General features: G+C 65.2%; 14 protein-coding genes. 7 read left to right on the top strand and 7 right to left on the bottom strand.

Going from position 1 to position 17222, the window contains the following annotated elements:
• Nucleotide 1: 1 nt before the first annotated feature.
• From BZL41_RS04430 to BZL41_RS04415, 4 genes are all read left to right on the top strand, one after another.
• Nucleotides 2–1273, top strand: a complete 1272-nt coding sequence (locus BZL41_RS04430) for an ATP-binding protein (RefSeq protein ID WP_095598171.1) — start codon at nucleotides 2–4, stop codon at nucleotides 1271–1273.
• A gap of 5 nt (nucleotides 1274–1278) precedes the next feature.
• Nucleotides 1279–4242 carry an anti-phage-associated DUF1156 domain-containing protein gene (locus BZL41_RS04425; RefSeq protein ID WP_256578070.1) on the top strand — a complete coding sequence of 988 codons (2964 nt, stop codon included), beginning with the start codon at nucleotides 1279–1281 and terminating at the stop codon, nucleotides 4240–4242.
• Between the two features lie 11 nt (nucleotides 4243–4253).
• On the top strand, nucleotides 4254–6989 hold the full coding sequence (locus BZL41_RS04420; protein WP_095598170.1) for a phospholipase D-like domain-containing anti-phage protein: 2736 nt from the start codon (nucleotides 4254–4256) through the stop codon (nucleotides 6987–6989).
• A 127-nt stretch (nucleotides 6990–7116) separates the two neighbouring features.
• Complete coding sequence (locus tag BZL41_RS04415) at nucleotides 7117–8880, top strand: ATP-binding protein (RefSeq protein WP_095598169.1); 1764 nt, start codon at nucleotides 7117–7119, stop codon at nucleotides 8878–8880.
• 56 nt (nucleotides 8881–8936) lie between these two features.
• Here BZL41_RS04415 and BZL41_RS04410 read toward each other — a convergent pair whose 3' ends face one another.
• The 7 genes from BZL41_RS04410 to BZL41_RS04380 all read right to left on the bottom strand — a co-directional run bounded on the left by BZL41_RS04410 (nucleotide 8937) and on the right by BZL41_RS04380 (nucleotide 15004).
• Nucleotides 8937–9686, bottom strand: a complete 750-nt coding sequence (locus BZL41_RS04410) for a TIGR03747 family integrating conjugative element membrane protein (protein WP_095598168.1) — start codon at nucleotides 9684–9686, stop codon at nucleotides 8937–8939.
• The gene (gene traD / locus BZL41_RS04405; RefSeq protein WP_095598167.1) at nucleotides 9683–11845 is read right to left on the bottom strand and encodes a type IV conjugative transfer system coupling protein TraD; all 2163 of its coding nucleotides are present in this window, start codon (nucleotides 11843–11845) and stop codon (nucleotides 9683–9685) included. Before traD ends, BZL41_RS04410 begins: the two co-directional genes overlap by 4 nt.
• 4 nt (nucleotides 11846–11849) lie before the next feature.
• Complete coding sequence (locus BZL41_RS04400) at nucleotides 11850–12383, bottom strand: integrating conjugative element protein (RefSeq protein ID WP_095598166.1); 534 nt, start codon at nucleotides 12381–12383, stop codon at nucleotides 11850–11852.
• Complete coding sequence (locus BZL41_RS04395; protein ID WP_095598165.1) at nucleotides 12380–12997, bottom strand: lytic transglycosylase; 618 nt, start codon at nucleotides 12995–12997, stop codon at nucleotides 12380–12382. Before BZL41_RS04395 ends, BZL41_RS04400 begins: the two co-directional genes overlap by 4 nt.
• Nucleotides 12982–13701: a TIGR03759 family integrating conjugative element protein gene (locus BZL41_RS04390; RefSeq protein WP_095598164.1), complete on the bottom strand. Its 720-nt coding sequence runs from the start codon at nucleotides 13699–13701 to the stop codon at nucleotides 12982–12984. Before BZL41_RS04390 ends, BZL41_RS04395 begins: the two co-directional genes overlap by 16 nt.
• A gap of 86 nt (nucleotides 13702–13787) precedes the next feature.
• Complete coding sequence (locus BZL41_RS04385) at nucleotides 13788–14435, bottom strand: hypothetical protein (RefSeq protein WP_095598163.1); 648 nt, start codon at nucleotides 14433–14435, stop codon at nucleotides 13788–13790.
• Complete coding sequence (locus tag BZL41_RS04380; RefSeq protein WP_095598162.1) at nucleotides 14432–15004, bottom strand: PilL N-terminal domain-containing protein; 573 nt, start codon at nucleotides 15002–15004, stop codon at nucleotides 14432–14434. Before BZL41_RS04380 ends, BZL41_RS04385 begins: the two co-directional genes overlap by 4 nt.
• A gap of 219 nt (nucleotides 15005–15223) precedes the next feature.
• On the opposite strand from BZL41_RS04380, the gene BZL41_RS04375 reads away from it, so the two are divergent.
• From BZL41_RS04375 to BZL41_RS27725, 3 genes are all read left to right on the top strand, one after another.
• Nucleotides 15224–16039, top strand: a complete 816-nt coding sequence (locus BZL41_RS04375; protein ID WP_012584753.1) for a type IV toxin-antitoxin system AbiEi family antitoxin — start codon at nucleotides 15224–15226, stop codon at nucleotides 16037–16039.
• Nucleotides 16036–16893, top strand: a complete 858-nt coding sequence (locus BZL41_RS04370) for a nucleotidyl transferase AbiEii/AbiGii toxin family protein (protein WP_095598161.1) — start codon at nucleotides 16036–16038, stop codon at nucleotides 16891–16893. The genes BZL41_RS04375 and BZL41_RS04370 overlap by 4 nt, the downstream gene beginning before the upstream one ends.
• Nucleotides 16894–16990: 97 nt before the next feature.
• The gene (locus tag BZL41_RS27725; RefSeq protein ID WP_143518017.1) at nucleotides 16991–17221 is read left to right on the top strand and encodes a hypothetical protein; all 231 of its coding nucleotides are present in this window, start codon (nucleotides 16991–16993) and stop codon (nucleotides 17219–17221) included.
• Nucleotide 17222 lies beyond the last annotated feature (1 nt).

Here is a 17222-nt window from a genome sequence, read left to right as displayed (position 1 = left end):
GATGCTGGCGACCAGAAGCGAACTCATCGACAAGATCCGCCTCGGCGAAGACAGCTTCCTGGAGCTGAAAGAAGTGCGTTTCGCCGGGGGCAAGATCAGGGGACCCGAGCAGAACGATCTGGCCGACGAGCTGGCGGCCTTCGCCAACAGCCGCGGCGGGGTGTTGTTGCTCGGCGTGCATGACAAGTCGCGTGAGGTCCTGGGCATCCCCGTGGACCGCCTCGATGCGGTCGAAGCCTTGGTGCGCCAGGCTTGCGAAGACTCCATCCGGCCGCCGCTGGCGCCCGTCATCGAACGCACGACCCTGCCCGACGCGGCGGGCGTCGAACAGCCGGTGCTGCGCATGGAGGTCTCGCCCAGCCTGTTCGTCCACCAGAGCCCCGGAGGTTACTTCCACCGGGTAGGCTCCTCCAAGCGCCCTATCCCACCCGAACAGCTTGCACGGCTGTTCCAGCAGCGCAGCCAATCGCGCCTGATCCGTTTCGATGAAACGCCCGTCGCGCAGGCAACGCTGGATGAGCAGGAAGAGGCGTTGTGGCGGCGCTTCGCGAGCAGCGCTACCCGAGAGCCCCCTGAGCGGCTGTTGTCCAAGCTGGCGATGGCGGCGCAGGACGACGCTGGCACCTGGCGGCCGACGGTGGCCGGTATTCTGCTGGCCAGCCGTGATCCCCAGCGCCATATCCCGGGCGCTTTCATCCAGGCGGTCGCCTATGCTGGCGTGGGCGTCACGCCGCAGACCGCAGCCGCCTACCAACGCGACGCGTTGGACATCACCGGGCCGCTGGACCAGCAAATCTTCGGCGCCTGCGATTTCGTGCGCAGGAACATGCGCATGGCGGCCCGCAAGGGGGCTGGCGGCGGACGGGAAGATCTGCCGCAGTACGACCTGTTGGCAGTATTCGAAGCCGTGACCAACGCAGTTGCCCACCGCGACTACTCGATGGCGGGCAGCAAGGTACGGCTCCGGCTGTTCGACGATCGTCTAGAAATCTACACGCCGGGCATGCTGCCAAACACCATGACGCCGGAAAGCCTGCCCTACCGTCAGGCCGCGCGCAACGAGGCGATCACCAGCCTCTTGGCGCGCTGCCCGGTGGAGCGAGACGACGTGGCTGCCCATCGGACCCACATCATGGACAAGCGCGGCGAAGGCGTGCCGATCATCCTGGAGCGCAGCGAGGCGTTGTCGGGCAAGACGCCGGAATATCGGTTGATCGACGACAGTGAACTGCTGCTGACCATCTACGCCGCCGCAGAACCGGAACAAGAGTGATGAGCATGCTCGATGAAACCTTGATGCAACAACCCGAACCAACGGTGACCGGAACCGCCTTGCAACCCCTGGCTCTTAAAGATGCGCCCGCGCTGATCGAGACGGTTTTCCCGGCGCAGAAGGTTTCGTTCGAAGCGCAGAAGGAACGCAAGGCGAATCTCGGCCAGACCCTGACTGGGCTTGGCTCGTACTGGAAAGGCCGCAAGCCGCTGATTCTGGTGCGCGCCATCGTGCTGGGCAGCCTGCTGCCGCCCACGGACGACGCAGAAGCCGACCTCGCCATCTTCGAGAAGCTGATGGCCTTCGACGACGAAGGCTTGGCGCGCCGCGCGCTGGCCGCCAATGCCTTCTCGGCAGCCAAGTTGCAGGAATTGATCCCAATCTCCGACCCGGAACGCTACTTCGGCGGGCGCGGCTGGCGGCGCGACATCACTGACGACGACAAGCTCGTCCTGTACCGGCAGGCACTGGCGACATTGCCCGGCTACGAAGAAAAGGCAGGCATCAGCAAGCGTCCGGAAGAACTGGATCAGGATTGGCTCTATGCGCCGGTGTGGGCGGAGGTCAATTGCCATTACGCGCACTTGGGCGTGAATGTGCAGTCGTTGCCGGAGCTGGTCGAGCAGTTCGGCATCCTGCGCTACGGGCACCGCCCGCGTGTGGGCGACACCTTCAGCGGTGGTGGCTCCATTCCGTTCGAGGCGGCGCGCATCGGTTGCGATGTCTATGCCTCCGACCTCAACCCCGTCGCCTGCATGTTGACGTGGGGCGCTTTGAACATCATCGGCGCCAGCCCGGAGCGGCGAACAGAAATCGCGAAGGCGCAGGAACGTGTCGCCAAGGCTGTGGACGCCGAGATCACCAAGCTCGGCATTGAGCACGACAAGCAAGGCAATCGCGCCAAGTCATACCTGTATTGCTTGGAAGCTCGTTGCCCCGAAACGGGATGGATGATTCCGCTGTCGCCCTCGTGGGTGATTTCCAAGGGCAGGAACATCGTCGCTCGGCTGAAACCGGATCACGGCAACAAGCGTTTCGACATCGAAATCGTCAGCGGCGTTTCTGCCAAAGAAGCGGCAGCCGCCGATCAGGGCACGGTGCGGGAAGGCGACATGGTCTATACGCTGGACGGTAAGACCTATCGCACGCCCATCAAGACGCTGCGCGGCGACTATCGGAATGCCGATGGCAGCACCGGCAATCGCCTGCGCCGTTGGGAGAAGAGCGACTTCAAGCCAAGGCCCGACGACATCTTTCAGGAACGGCTCTACGCCATTCACTGGATCGCCAAGGCCACGCTGAATAAGTCGCGGCAGGAAACCTGGTTCGCCGCGCCGACCGACGCCGATTGGGAACGCGAACGCCGCGTGGAGACACTCGTCGCCGAGAACCTGAGTCGCTGGCAGGACGAAGGCTTGGTGCCGGATATGGCCATCGAGACGGGTGACAAGACCGACGAGTTGATCCGCACGCGAGGTTGGTCGCACTGGCATCACCTGTTCAATGCCCGCCAGTTGCTGTTGATCTCGCGCTACTTCCAGCATCGCACGCCGGAAGACTACGTGTTCAACGCCAAGTCGCTGGATTGGAATTCCAGAATCGCCAACTGGATGAACCATTGGGAGAAGACCAACAACGTCTTCTACAACCAGGCGTTGAACACGTTCTACAACTACGGCATCCGTTGCTTCGCCAGCCATGAAGCGGGCCGGTCGTTCGGCTTCGCAAATGGTCCGCTCCCGAATATTCGCAGTCAGATCAAGTGCCTCGATGCAACGACGTTGCAAGACGATTCCGATGTCTGGATCACCGATCCGCCGTATGCCGATGCGGTGAACTACCACGAGATCACCGAGTTCTTCATCGCGTGGCTGCGCAAGAACCCGCCCAAGCCGTTCGACGAATGGGTATGGGATTCCCGGCGCGCGTTGGCGATCAAAGGCTCGGATGACGATTTTCGCCGTGGCATGGTTGGTGCCTACAAGGCGATGGCCGACCACATGCCCGACAACGGGATGCAGTGCGTGATGTTCACGCATCAGGACACCGGCGTCTGGGGTGACCTGATCGGCATCTTCTGGGCGGCGGGCTTGCAAGTGGTGGCCGCGTGGTACATCGCAACGGAAACCAATGCCGCCATCAAGAAAGGGAGCTTCGTCCAGGGTACGGTGATCCTGATGCTCAAGAAGCGCGCTGCTGGCGAGCGCACCGGTTTCAAGCAGCGCCTACTGCCTGCCGTGCGGCAGGAGGTGGCCAGCCAGATCGAAACCATGATGCACCTGAACGACACGGTGAAGGCGCATCACGGCGAGCCGGTGTTCAACGATTCCGACTTGCAGATGGCGGGCTACGCGGCGGCGCTGAAGGTGCTGACCGCCTACACCCACATCGGTGGCGAGGATGTCACCAGCTTTGCCCTGCGCCCGCGCGCGCGCGGCGAAGTGACCGTGGTGGACGAAATCGTGCAGCAGGCGGCGGAGACCGCGTCCGGCCTGTTGGTTCCCGAAGGGCTGACGGCGGATACGTGGGCCAAGCTCGCAGGGATCGAACGCTTCGTGCTGCGGATGCTGGACATGGAGACTACCGGCGCGCAGAAGCTCGACAACTACCAGAACTTCGCCAAGGCCTTCCGCGTGGAAGACTACAGCCGCGTGATGGGCGACATGCGCCCCAACCACGCGCGCCTAAAGCGCGTCACCGAGTTCGCGTCACGCGATCTCACCGAGTCCACGGAGCTGGGCGCCAGCCGCCTTGGTCGCCTCGTGATGGCCCTGCAGCAGCGCCTCAAGGACGTAGAGGCCCAGGCCATCATCGATCAGATCCGCCATGAGATGGCCGACTTCCTGGAGGTCCGCCCCTTGCTCGCGGACATGCTCGCCTTCATCGAACGCAAGTCGTCGGAGGACGAGGTCCGCACCGCAGCCGAGGTGCTGGGCGCACGGCTTAAGAACCTGCGGTTTGGTGCATAGGAGGTGCGTGGATGACGATCCGGCGCTTCTCCTCGCGCATCCACCGGCTCGATGCCAGCTTCCTGATGGGGCACCTCGCTGGGGCGCGCAGCTACAAGCGCATCGCGGGCTATTTCACCAGCTCCCTGTTCGAGGTGGCCGGTGAAGTGCTGGAAGGTATTCCCGAGGTCCGGATCGTCTGCAACGTCGATATTCATCCGGACGACCTCAAAGTCGCACAATTGCGCGAGAGCAAGATGCTCGGCCGCTGGAACGAGCGGGCTCTGGAGGCCGAGGCGCTGCTGCACCGCGACCGCTACCGGCGGCTGGATGCTTTCCTGCAGAAACACGGCCAAGCCGTGCGGGTGGCGCCGGACGAGATCTGCGGCTTCGTACATGGCAAGGCGGGTGTCATCACCCTGGCCGATGGCCGCAAGCTCGGCTTCATCGGTTCGATGAACGAGACCCGCAGCGGCTGGCAGCGCCACTACGAGATTCTGTGGGAGGATGAGTCGCCGGAGGGTGTGGCCTGGATCGAGGACGAGTTTGAGTTCCTCTGGAATGCGGCCAAGCCGCTGCCGCAGGCGGTGATTCGTGAGGTGCGCCGGCGCGGTTATCGCCGCGAGGTGGTCTTCGACGAGATCGACGAGGACGAGGACCTCGCGCCCGCAGCGCTGATCGAATCCCCGCTCTATCGCGAGGGCCAGCAGCTTCAGCCGTGGCAGCAGGGCTTCCTGACCGAGGTTCTGCGCCACCATCGTCTGCATGGTTATGCGCGCCTGCTGCTTGCTGACGAGGTCGGTCTCGGCAAGACGTTGTCGCTGGCAACGGCGGCACTGACACTTTGTCTGCTGGCGGACAAGGAAAACGGCCCGCGGCGCCCCGTAGTGATCTTCGCGCCAGCCACGCTGACCGAGCAGTGGCAGACCGAGATGTTGGACAAGCTCGGCATCCCGACCGCGCGCTGGGACACTGTGCGCAAGGTCTGGCTCGATGCGGACGAGCGCGCCATCTCGCCGCCCGGGCGCGAGCAGATTGCCCGCTGCCCGTTGCGCATCGGCATCGTGTCCACCGGCCTGATGATGCGTGACTCACTGGAAAAGCAGCACCTCCTGGGCCTGCGTTTTGGCGTCGTCATCCTCGACGAGGCGCACAAGGCCCGTGTCCGCAAGGGCTTTGGCCGGGAGGCGGGGACGCCCAACGAGCTGCTGGCCTTCATGCGCGACATCGCGGCGCGGGCGGATCACGTGCTGCTGGGTACGGCGACGCCGATCCAGACCGATCCGGCCGATCTGTGGGACTTGCTTGGAATCCTGCATCAGGGCAGCGGGCGCTTCGTGCTCGGGCACGATCTGGCGCTTTGGCATCGGGCGGACGAGGTGCTCGATATTCTCGCCGGGAGGCAGGAGGTCGTGGAATCTGGCCATGCCTGGGAGCTGCTGCGTTCACCGCTGCCACGAATGGACTCAACCGCAGAGCCGCGTGCCCGTAGGCTCTTTTCGGCCGTCCGGCAGGATCTGGGCCTCACCGGGAGCGAATGGCAGACCAATCGCCCACTGTCGGACATGACGGTCGAGACCCGCGAGATTCTCGACGAGGAACTCGAAAGGCGCATCGCGGGCGCCACCTTCTTTCAGCGCGAGAATCCCGTCGTCCGCCACGTCGTGCTGCGCAAACGCCAGCAACTGGAAGATGCAGGCCTGCTGGCACGGGTGGGGGTCGATGTTCACCCGGACCGCGCGCTGGCAAAGGAGCCACGCGCCTTCGATGCGCTTTTCGAAAGCAAGGCGCTGCGCACCAGCGAGGATTTCCGTGAGGCCTATGGGCAGGCGCGCTTGTTCGGCAAGGCGCTGACGAAACGCGGAAAGGGTAGCGGGTTCATGAAGAACCTGATGGAGCAGCGCATCTGCTCCAGCATCCACGCCGGCTTGGCAACCGCCAGACGATTGCTCTGCGGCGAGGCCCTGCACGAGGAAGGCGACGAGTTCGAGGCGGACTTGACTGTCGAAACTTCGGAAGAGCGCGAGGCCTTGGAGCGATTGATCAATCGCCTTGAGCGGCTGGATGCGGATCCGAAGATGGAAGCCGTCGTCCATTATCTGGAGAAGGAAAAGTGGCTGGAGCTAGGCGTGATCATCTTCAGCCAGTACTACGAGACCGCGCGCTGGTTGGCCAGTGCCTTGGCTGCGCGTTATCCCGATGAGGCGGTTGGTCTCTATGCGGGGGCCGGCCGTAGCCGTCTGTATCAACGCGGAGACAGCGTCACCGTCGAGCGCGAAACGCTCAAGCGCATGGTGGCCGAGCACGAGATCCGCATCATGGTGGCCACGGATGCTGCCTGCGAGGGGCTCAATCTGCAGACGCTCGGCACGCTGATCAACGTCGATCTTCCCTGGAATCCGACCCGTCTTGAACAGCGCATCGGGCGCATCAAACGCTTCGGCCAGAAGCGTGAGACCGTGGACATGCTGAACCTGGTTTTCGAGCAGACAGTGGACGAGAAGATCTATGAGCGTCTGTCCGAGCGCATGCGCAACCGCTATGACCTGTTCGGCTCACTGCCCGACACCATCAAGGACGAGTGGATCGACGATATCGAGACGCTCGGGGAAAAGCTCGACCAGTACATTGATGCGCAGAAGACCGCGACCGGGTTTGACTTGCGTTACACCGGCACGATGGCGCCGCCCGAGAAGGATTGGCGCGATTGTTCCGAGGTCCTGTCCCGGCGTGACTTTGCGACGCTGATGAGTGCGGGGTGGGGATAGTGGCTCGCGGTGGATGTGTAGTCTGCAAGAACAGATCGCCTCGCGAAAGCGCCGGAGCAGCAAGCTTGCGCCAATCTGTTCGGGTGGCCTTTAGTTCCGCACGGATTACCTTGAATGAGGAGTCTGCATGACCCGCTCTCATCTGCGTTTCCAGGTGGATTCCCGCCTCGCCACATTGCTGAGCCAGGAGTATTCCTCTTCCGAGCGGGCGTTGAAGGAACTCGTTGACAATGCTTGGGATGCCGATGCGGAAAGGGTGTCCATCGCGCTTCCAAAGCCAATGAGCGGAGACCCCATCGTTATCCAAGACGACGGCACCGGCATGACGGAGGAGGAGCTGCGCAGACATTACTTGTCCATCGCAGCGGACCGGCGTTCGCGGCGCGGCGAGCGTACAAGCGGGAAGAATCGTTTGGTCAAGGGGCGCAAGGGTATCGGCAAGTTCGCCGGGCTCATGGCCGCAGCCGTGATGACACTCGAAACCCGTGCGCGCGGCCGATTGTGTCGTATCACCTTGCGGCTGGACGCTCTCTCCCAAGTCGAAGACATTGAACAGTTGAATATCGGCCTGCAGAGCGAGCCTTGCGGGCCGGAACTGCATGGCACGACAATCACGCTGAGCGATCTGCATCAGGGCCTGGCTTATCCGGATGCCAATCGGCTGCGCCAGATCCTTTTGCAAGACTACGGGCGCCAGGATGACTTCGCCATCACAATCGACGGCAAGCGGCTCGACGTCGATGACGTATCCGGAAGCTACTCAGAGCAGGAACAAGAGCTTCCAAGTGCCGGCAAGGTAAAGCTGCGTTTCTCCATCAGCGACGGCAAGTCCGGGTTGCGTCAGCCAGGTATCACTCTGCGTGTGGACGGCAAGGCCGTTGGACGGCCTGGGTTCTTCGGCCTTGATCAACGAGATGACTTTCCATCCAAGCTGCTGCGAAAGCTCTACGGCGAGATCGAAGCAGATGGACTGCGCGACCACATCACGGCGGGCTGGGATGCGGCGGTCGAGAACAGCGAGCTTCTGAGAGAGGTTGAGGGCTACGTCCAGCCCATCTTGCGAGAAGCCTATGAGCAGCAGTACCGGCGCGAAATTCAGTTGGCGCAGGCCCGCTTGCAGAGAGCGATCCTCACGCGCCTGTCGGCTCTGCCAGAGCACAAGCGTGTATTTGCCGACCGCGCGATCAAGAAGATTCTCGACAAGTATTACGGCGAACCGGAGAGCAAAGTCGAGCCGGTGGTAAATGTGCTGTTGGAAGCGATGGAGCGTTCCGACTACCGCATCCTTCTGGAGCACATCGCAGAAGCAACGCCGGGCGATGTCGCTGGGGTAGCCGAGCGCCTGGATGAATTTGGCTTGGCAGAGATGGCCTTCCTTGTACAGCAAGCGACGGCTCGCCAGGTCTTCCTTGATCAACTGGACGCGCTCGCTCGTGACGCCGTTACGACGGAAGCCGTCGTGCACAAAGCTCTGGAGCGAAACCTGTGGGTATTCGGTCCCGAATACTCGCTATTCAGCTCGAACAGTACATTGCGGCGGCAAGTGGAAGATGTCCTCGGAAAGACCTACACAGGTGACAAGGCCGACAAGCGCCCCGACCTGCTCCTCAACGAGAACCTCGGCGGACAGTACCTGCTGATCGAGTTTAAGCGGCCGAGCCATGCTCTGAATCACGGAGATTACGTCCAGGCGATTGGCTATAGGCACGAACTGGCAAAGTATCTCGGTTCCCCGATTCAGGTTCTGCTCGTCGGCGGTAGTCGGTCTTCCGACTTTCCTACAGACAATCGCGAGCCACATGTCGAGGCTCAGATTTTCGGGCAGGTCATCTCCACCGCGCGACGGCAGATTGAGTGGCTGCTGCGCACGGCGGAGACCTGTTCAATCTGATCCACATGTCGTTCCGCACTTGATGGCGCATACTCAATCGCAGTCAAGTACCCAGATCACAAGTACTTCTTGAACGTCGCCGCCGCGATGCACACCGCCACGCCGAGCAGTGCGGCGCTGGGCAGCAGGATCAGCAGCGGGTTCACGCTCACTGGCAATGCGAGGTAGATCACCCAGGGCAGCACGGCCAGCGGCATCAGCGCGGCCTTCGCTCGGTGGTAGATGAAGCCCGACTCGCGGCCGGCGCCGAAACGGCGCACATCCCGGCGCACCAGACCGTCCACCAGCCCGACGAAGGCGGACATCAGGAACAGCGGCAAGGTCAGGCACAGCACCAGCAGCCGCACGAGGAAGACCAGCGTGGTGTAGGCGGCCGCGATCAGGTAGCTCTCCACGTTCACGTAGACCAAGCCGATGTAGTAGCGGAAATCCTTGGTCGGGCGATGGCTGCCGGCGCTGGCCTGCGTCGAGGCATCGCGTATCCAGTCCAGCAGGCCGCTCTTCACGAACAGCCAGTCGTAGCCGTGTTCGACGAGCCGGTGCGCGGTGCGCCCCGGCTCCTGCACCAGGGCGCTGCGCGTGAAGTGCGTGGAGAGCTGATCCAGCTCGTAGTGCAGCATGCCCTGCGCGTGGCGCCAGCCCTGATCGGGCCAGAAGAAGTGCATGCCGACGCATTCGATCAGGATGCACAGCAGCAGTGCGCCGCACAGCACGCCGAAGAAGCGGAACGGCAGCGTGACCAGGCCGGCGATCAGGCCTTGCTGTCGTTGCTGCTGGCGCTGTGCCGCGACGGCTGGATCGCTCATGCTTCCGGTCCGTCAGCGGCGGCCGCCATCTGCTTGAAGTCGTCCACCAGGTCGGCGGGCAATGCGCCGTCCTGCAGGCCCGGCATGCCCTGGTTCTCCCACCAGTCGCCGGCCTCGACGTAGTGCTGGCGCATGTAGCCGGCCAGCTGCTGCAGATCCTGGGGCATGGCCTCGTCGGGGTCGGGGGCCGGCAAGGGCATGCGCACCTTCCAGAGCGTGCCGCCCTCGATCAGCGCGAAGCACTGCCCCTTGGGCAAGGCCACCACATGTGCGGGCTCGATCAGCGGCACGCTGGTCGTGCTGATGCGGTCCTGGGTGCTGGACGTGAAGGCGGTGTTGCCGAGCGGATCGGAGCTGTCGGTGGCGCCGCTCATGATCGCGGTGGCGTGGACATCGACCTTGGGCAGTTGCCGCGTCAGCAGTTCCGCGGTGGCGGTCTCCCTTACCCTCAACATGAAGAGGTTGTTGAAGTTGCCGATCACCTGGCCTGCCTTGGCGCGGTTGCCGATGCGCGCCTCAATGTCGCTGAGCGTCTGCGTGTAGGCCGTCACCTGCACACCCGCGCCGCCCCCCTTGTTGACCATCGGGATGAACTCGTCGCCCATCAGTTCGTTGAACTCGTCGGCGTGGACGTTGATGGGCACCTTCACGCCGGTCGACGCACCCGGCAGGCCGTCGTCGATGCCGAACTTGTAGATGTGCCCCGCGACCGACACCAGATCGCTGAACATCGAGTTGCCGACAGCCGCGGCCACCTCCGCATCGGACAACGCATCCAGCCCCACGTAGACCACCGCGCGCTTGCGGATGATCTGCATCCAGTCGAAGATCGGCCGCGGGTCGGACAGGTCCGAATAGTTCGGTGCCAGCAGTTGCGCGATCTTGCCGGTGGTCAGCTTCTCCAGCAGCGGCAGCAGCGAGGCGACGATCTTGTCGAAGTAGGTCCGGTCGTAGCGCACGGCCGACCGCAGGCCGTCGAGCACCGGGTCGTAGACGCGCACCTGCGACAGGTACTGCTCCAGCGCCACGACGCGCTTCTCGCGCCCGATCATGTTGCGCGGGATGTTCTTGTCGTTGAGCCTGGCTTCGAGCTGGACGATGACCTCCCAGGCCTTCGGCTCGTTCTTGGCGAAGTAGTGCCGCGCGTACTCGATGAACAGCGCGTCGATGTTGATGACGTGGCGCTGGATCAGCAGGTAGTCGGGCCGCTGTCCCAGCTCGACCAGGGCGCGGGCGATGATGTTGACGAAGCGCCAGGCGAACTCGCGGAATGCGGCGCTGTTGCCTTCGCCGGAGAGCTGGCCGGCGATGCGCGTGGCGACCTCGGAGATGCGCCCGAAGCGGCCCACCGCGTTGTAGCGCGCGCTGATGTCCGGCCAGCCCAGGTGGAAGACGTAGAACTCGCCTTCGCGCCCGGCGCGCTTGGCCTCCACGTACATGCGCTTGAGCAGGTCGGCATCGCCCTTGGGGTCGAAAACGATCACCACCTCGTACTCGCCGGCCGCATTGCGGCGGCGGATGTCCTGCGTGATGAACAGCTCGGCCAGCCGCGTCTTGCCCACGCGCGTGGTGCCGAGCACCAGCGAGTGGCCCACGCGCTCGCCCAGCGGCAGCGTCACGTCGGTCTCGTGGGGTTCGATGCCGTGAAGCCGTGGCTGTCCGCCCACCGGCGGCAGCGGCCGGGCCGGGTTGAATGGGCTGTCCCAGGCCAGGACCCGCGCGAGCTTCGATAGTGGAAACGGCGCGAACTCCAGCCGCTCCTCCATCCGCCGCGCCGTGCGATAGATTGCGGTCGGCTCCACGAAGCGGCGGAACTCCGGCCGGCAGGTCTGCATCAGCCGGTGCGTGTGCCGCTGCTCCCACTTGAAACCCCGGCCGACGAACAGCCGTTGCTGGCTCACCGGCACGTTGCGGCTGGTCATCACGTAGCGCGGCAGGCGGCGGATGTTGCGCCGGTAGCGTAGGATCGCCCAGGCGTCATGCAGGCGGATGGCGCCGAAGGTCAGGAAGGCCAGCGCCGTTCCCAGGCCCAGCAGCGGATTCAGCGCGAGCGACCACGGTGCCACCAGGCACAGAAGCGCGGCGCCGGCGCAGACCGCCACGGTGTAAAGCTCCACCGCGGGACGGAGCAGAACTTCCACCGCATGCGGCTGCGCCATCGTCTCACTGCTCGATGCCGGTGGCGGTGATGAGCACCGGGTAGTGGCGCAGGCCCAGGCGCTGGGCCAGGTCGTCGCCCGACGCCGGCGCGAGGGTCAGGCCGGGCGCCAGGCGGCGCAGCTCGACCAGCGCCGCCGTCGATTCCACGTTGACCACCAGGCCCGCGGCGCCCAGCTCCCGCAGCGCGGCGTGGCGCTGCCGCAGCCAGGCGCGCGAGCGTGCATCGTCGCCGACCAGGAACAGCGGCGTCAGGCCCGGCGCGCGGATCACGCGGCGCGGCACGTCACCCGGCGACAGGTTCGCCGAGCGCACTGGCAGCATCGCGGCTTCGGCCTCGGCCGAGTTGCCCACGTGCGGGCGTGGCAGCGGGGCTGGCCGCGCGGTGTCGTCCGGCTGCGGATTCAAGGGCTGGTAGTACGGCAAGGCGGACGCGCCGCCACGGTCCTCGACGACGATCAGCGGCGCGGAGGCGGTTTGGGCAAAGACGGTGGTCGCGGACAGCAGCCCGATGGCGGCGACGAGGACGATGTGGTTCATGGCGTGGTGGCCTTGAGGGTTGGAACGGGAACGCCGGGGTCGAGCACGCGGGTCAGGTGCCGATGCACGCTGCGCCGGTAGCGCGCCGCGGGGGCGCCCCCGGCCGGGCGGTGGTAGCGGCCGATGGCGAGCAGCCAGTCCTCGCCCGGCGAGTGCTGCTCGCGCAGGATCTCGGCGGCGATGGCGAGGTTGCGGTACGGGTCCAGCAGCTCGCAGGGCTGCGTGTAGCGATGCGCGTGGTAGCCGAGATTGACCTGGCCGAGGCCGGCGTCGATGCGATTGGCCGGCGTGTAGGTGAGCGCACGGTGCAGCCCCGCGCAGGCCTCGGCGCGGGTGACATAGCGCTGCGGCGTGCCGGCGACGTTGAGCGTCCACGGCCAGGGGATCAGGCGCCCGCGCAACATGGCGCCGCTCTCCTGCAAAGCCACCGCGTACAGCACCGCCGCCGGCACGTCTGCGCGATGCGCCGCCAGTTGATAGGCCGGCGGCACTTCCCGCGCCAGGGCGGCCAACGCCCAGCCGCCGGTGGCGAGCAGCAGCACGGCGCTGGCGCAGCGGATGGCGACGCGGGATGGCCGACGCTCCCGGCCCGGAGTACCTATTGCCGCTGCCATTGACCGTTCACCTCGCGCACCACGGCCGGCAGCTCGCCGGGCAGCCCGAGCGACAGCCAGCGCCCCGCATCGTGGTTGAGCGTGATGGTGCGGGCGCGCACCCTGGCCGGGTCGATGCCCGCCTGGGTGGCCCACTGCCGGATGCGCGCGTCGTCCTGACGGCTGCCGACCACGTAGAGATCGAAGGCCGTGCCGGCCGCCTGCAACTGCTGCACGCGCTGCGCGCACGGTGCGCAGTCGGCCTTGACGAAGACCGCCAGGCGCCCGGAGCCGGTGTTGCCGGCACCCTGCGCCTTGGCGCCGGGCAGGCTCACGCGCGGCTGGCCGGGAAACAGGCGCTGCCACGCCGCGTCGTAGGCCCGCTGGTAGGCCAGCGTCTTGCCGACGCGCCGGGCCTCGGCCTGCACCTGCAACTCGGCGTAGCGCCTGCGCTCCTCCTCGCTGCGGGCCTCGATGCCCAGCGCCGTGAGCGGATCGAGGTTCGGGGAGTAGACGCCGAGCGGCCCCTGCATCAGTTGCCGATAGCGCGCCCACTCCTCGGGCTGAAGCCCCCATTCCCGCGCCTGCCTCTCGTCGAGCGCGGCATCAGTGCCCGGCTGCACCTGGGCGGGCACCATGCGCGAGTTCGTCACCGGGGCCGGCTGGGCGGATGCGCCGAAAGCGGCGAACAGAACGACGGCAGCGAGCGACGGCCGCAGGTTCATGGACAGCCTCCGCCGAGCCGCCTCAAGGAGGCTGAAGCCCCCTCGGGGGGCAGCGAACGAAGTGAGCGTGGGGGCCATGGCATCTCCTACGGCACCGCGACGCGCTGCGTCTGGCCGTTCACCTGGAACACGCCCGCCTGCGCCTCGATGGACTGCAGTTGCCAGCCGCCCTCGGCATCGCCCTCGCGCAGCAGCCGGGCGCCCGCGAGCGAGGCCGCGGCGGTGGAGGTGATCGACAGAAAGCGCTCGCATCCCCGCAGCTCCACGCCGAGCACCCGGAACGGCGGCTCCGGCACCTTGGGCTTCGTCGCAACCGGAGCGCGCGGGCGAGCGGCGGATGCCACCTGCCGGGTCTTCTCCAGACGGGTCTCGATTCCGTTCACGCGCGCCTGCAGCGTCTGCAGGTCGATCGCCAAGGCCCTCGCCTCATCGGTCTCTTCGAGGCGCGCCATCCGTTCGTCCAGCGCCTGCCGCGCGGTGGCGAATTCGGCCTGGCTGATCGGCGCCGGACGGCGCTTGTCCGCATCGGCCTGTTGTTCGAGATCGGCCACGCGCAGGCCCAGCGCATTGACCTGCGCATCCTGTGTGCTGCCCTGGGTCTGTTCGGCGAGCCGCGACAGGCCGACGCTGTTGATGAGTGCCACGGCACTGATGAGCAGCAGCCAGAAGGCCGCGGCGACCTTGAGCCAGCGCGTGCGGGAATTGCGCTCGGATGGCGCTTGGGGGAAGGTCATGGCTGCATCTCCTCGGGCCGGTCGGCGTCCGGCGCGGGCGTGGCGGTGCCGGGCGGGTTGGCGGAAAGGAAGGTGGGAGTACCGTGCCGGCTGAAGCAGACCTGGCGGGTCAAGTCATCGACCGACAGCTCCCAGGCGGGGCCGGCAAGGGTCAGCAATGCATCGCGCAGCATCAGCGGGCCCAGGCGCAGGTGTGCGGCAGGCAGCGGCAGCGCGTAGAGGGTGGCGGCCTCGGCCGCATCGCAGAGCCGGTAGCCCGAGCGCAGGAGCACATGGCGCATGGCGTCGCCCACGCTGGCATCGAGCATGGGCGGAATCGAGACCTCCACCGCCTGCTGCAAGAGATCACGCTGCGCGGGCTCCGGCACCAGCTCGACCAGGGTGTAGCGTCCGTAGCGGGCCACGGGGATCAGCGTGGGTGCTATGGCATCGGGCGGTACCCTGACCGCCTCTTCCACGAGTGGCGGGCTCGGCGGCGCCGCGGTGGTGGCACATCCGGAGGCCAGGAGGCAGACCGCCAGCAAGCCGGGCGCGACCGGGCGGCGAAGGAAACGGTTGGACAGTCGCATGTGACGGCTCCCTGGAACGTGGAACCGTCACCATCGCCGCGGCAGGTATTCGCATCAGCAAACAAAGGGAACCGCGATTCAACCGACTTCCTGGAGGGCGGATGGTCAGGCGCGGCCTCCTTGGGGATTCAGGGAAGCGGCTGGCGAAGCCGGGTGAGCAATTTGTTCGCGTTAAATCACGAATAATGATATGTTGCGCGAAACGCTTGAGGAAACTCCATGGCCGCCCCCAGCCCCTTGTCTGCCGTACTCGACGCGGCCGAACGTTCCGGCAAGCTGAACCTGCGCACAGAGGACATTCGCGCAGAGCTGCCTGGCGTCAGCCCAGCAGCACTGCACCAGGCACTGCATCGGCAGCAGCGGCGTGGCCGGCTCGTCCGCCTGTCCCGCGGCTCGGATCACTGGCTCATCGTGCCCCTGCAGCACGCCGCCTCCGGTGCCCCACCCCCGGAAGCCTGGCTGGACCGCTACATGAGCAAGACGCTGGGTGTTCCCTATTACGTCACGTTGCTGAGTGCCGCCGAAACCTATGGAGCGTCGCCTTACGCGGTGATGGTGACGCAGGTGATGGTGCCCGAACGTCGGCGTCCCATCACGGTCGGTCGCCACGAGGTGGTGTTTCACACCCGCGCACGGATCGAAGACATGCCGACCCGCTGGCACGAGACGCCGGACGGGCGCTTCAAGGTCGGTACACCGGAACTGACTGCGCTGGAACTGGTAGAGCGCGTGGCCCTGGTCGGCGGCATGGCCCGAGTTCGAGAGGTACTGCGGGAGTTGTGGGTGTCCTGCACGCCGCAGGGGTTGATCGAGGCGCTGAATGCCCTGCAGGAAGTCCCGACCGCACAACGTCTCGGGGCCTTGCTTGCCCTGGAGGACCAGGGCGCCCTCGGGTCGCGGGTCGCCGAATGGTTGCGCGACAAGGCGCTGCGTCTCATCCCCCTGGAGCGAGGACAAGCGCCGGATACATCGTCTGAAGTCGATACCACTTTCAAGGTGCGACTGACCTTTGATGCCAGGAGCGCCAATACATGATCCAGCATGCCCACCTGACGGCCTGGCAGAGCCATGCGCCGTGGCCCAAGCGCAGTCAGATCGAGCAGGATCTGCGGCTATCCCGTGGTGTGGCGGCCATCTTCGCCGATCCTGTCCTGGGCGAACATTTGGCGATGCGCGGTGGCACGGTCCTACACAAGGCGCACCTGGCACCGGCCGCACGCTATTCGGAAGACATCGATCTGGTGCTCGTCAAGGCGATGGATACGGAAACGCTGGATCAACATCTGCGCCGCGTGCTGACGCCGGTGCTGGGACAGCCGGCCGACTCGCTGATCGCCGACGCCTGGCTGGCGATTCGCAACGTACTGCGGCCGTCGAAGATTCTGCGCACCGCCTATCGATTCGTGCCAGTGGGCCTGCGGCGCGAGGAAACCATCAAGGTCGAGGTCAACCTCAACGAAAGCGCGTCGCTGTACCCGCTGGTTGGCGTCGAACTGGACACGCTGGACGAAGAAGGCGAGCGCATTCGTGCCGTCGTGCGCTCCTACGACATCAATGAAATGTTGGGCACCAAGACGCGGGCGTTGATGCAGCGCGAGCAGGGACGCGATCTCTTCGATCTTTTTCATGCCTTGCAACTCAGTGAGGCGGGTACCACCCCCTATCCGGTGGACGGCGCCATGGCGATGGAAGCCTTCGCCTGGTATCTGGACAAGGAAGGAACTCGAATGGACTGCGACGAAGCCAATGCACTGCTTGATGCCAGGCTGCGTAAGGCGGCGTTTCGTCGCGACATGGACACGCTGTTGCGGCCGGGATTGCCCAAATTCGATGTTGATCAAGGTGCCGTAATTGTGCGGGCGGCTTATTTCAAGCACTTGAAGCCATAGTGTTATGGCACGGGAGATTAGGTTCTCTACCGAGTTGCACGAAGCATTGAACGACCTTTCACGGCGACCGGAGGCCGAAATAACCGGGGACATCAGCATGCCATGGCTGCCTTGGAATGCTTGCGACGCGATGTCACTGGCAGCAAAGATATGCTCGGGCAAACGCATCAGCAAACAATGGGAAGCCTATGCGCCTTGGCCAACGCGCAGTCAGATCAAGCAGAACCTGCGCCCGCCCCGAGGTGTCGCCGCCGTCTTCGGCGACGAAGTACTGCGCGAGCAGACGCTTACAGTGGTTGCACCAATTTGGCCAAATGAATCGAACTGAT

Source organism: Pseudomonas sp. PIC25 (assembly GCF_002286785.1).
Taxonomy (GTDB): domain Bacteria; phylum Pseudomonadota; class Gammaproteobacteria; order Pseudomonadales; family Pseudomonadaceae; genus Pseudomonas_M.
This window is presented reverse-complemented; position numbering and strand designations above follow the sequence as displayed.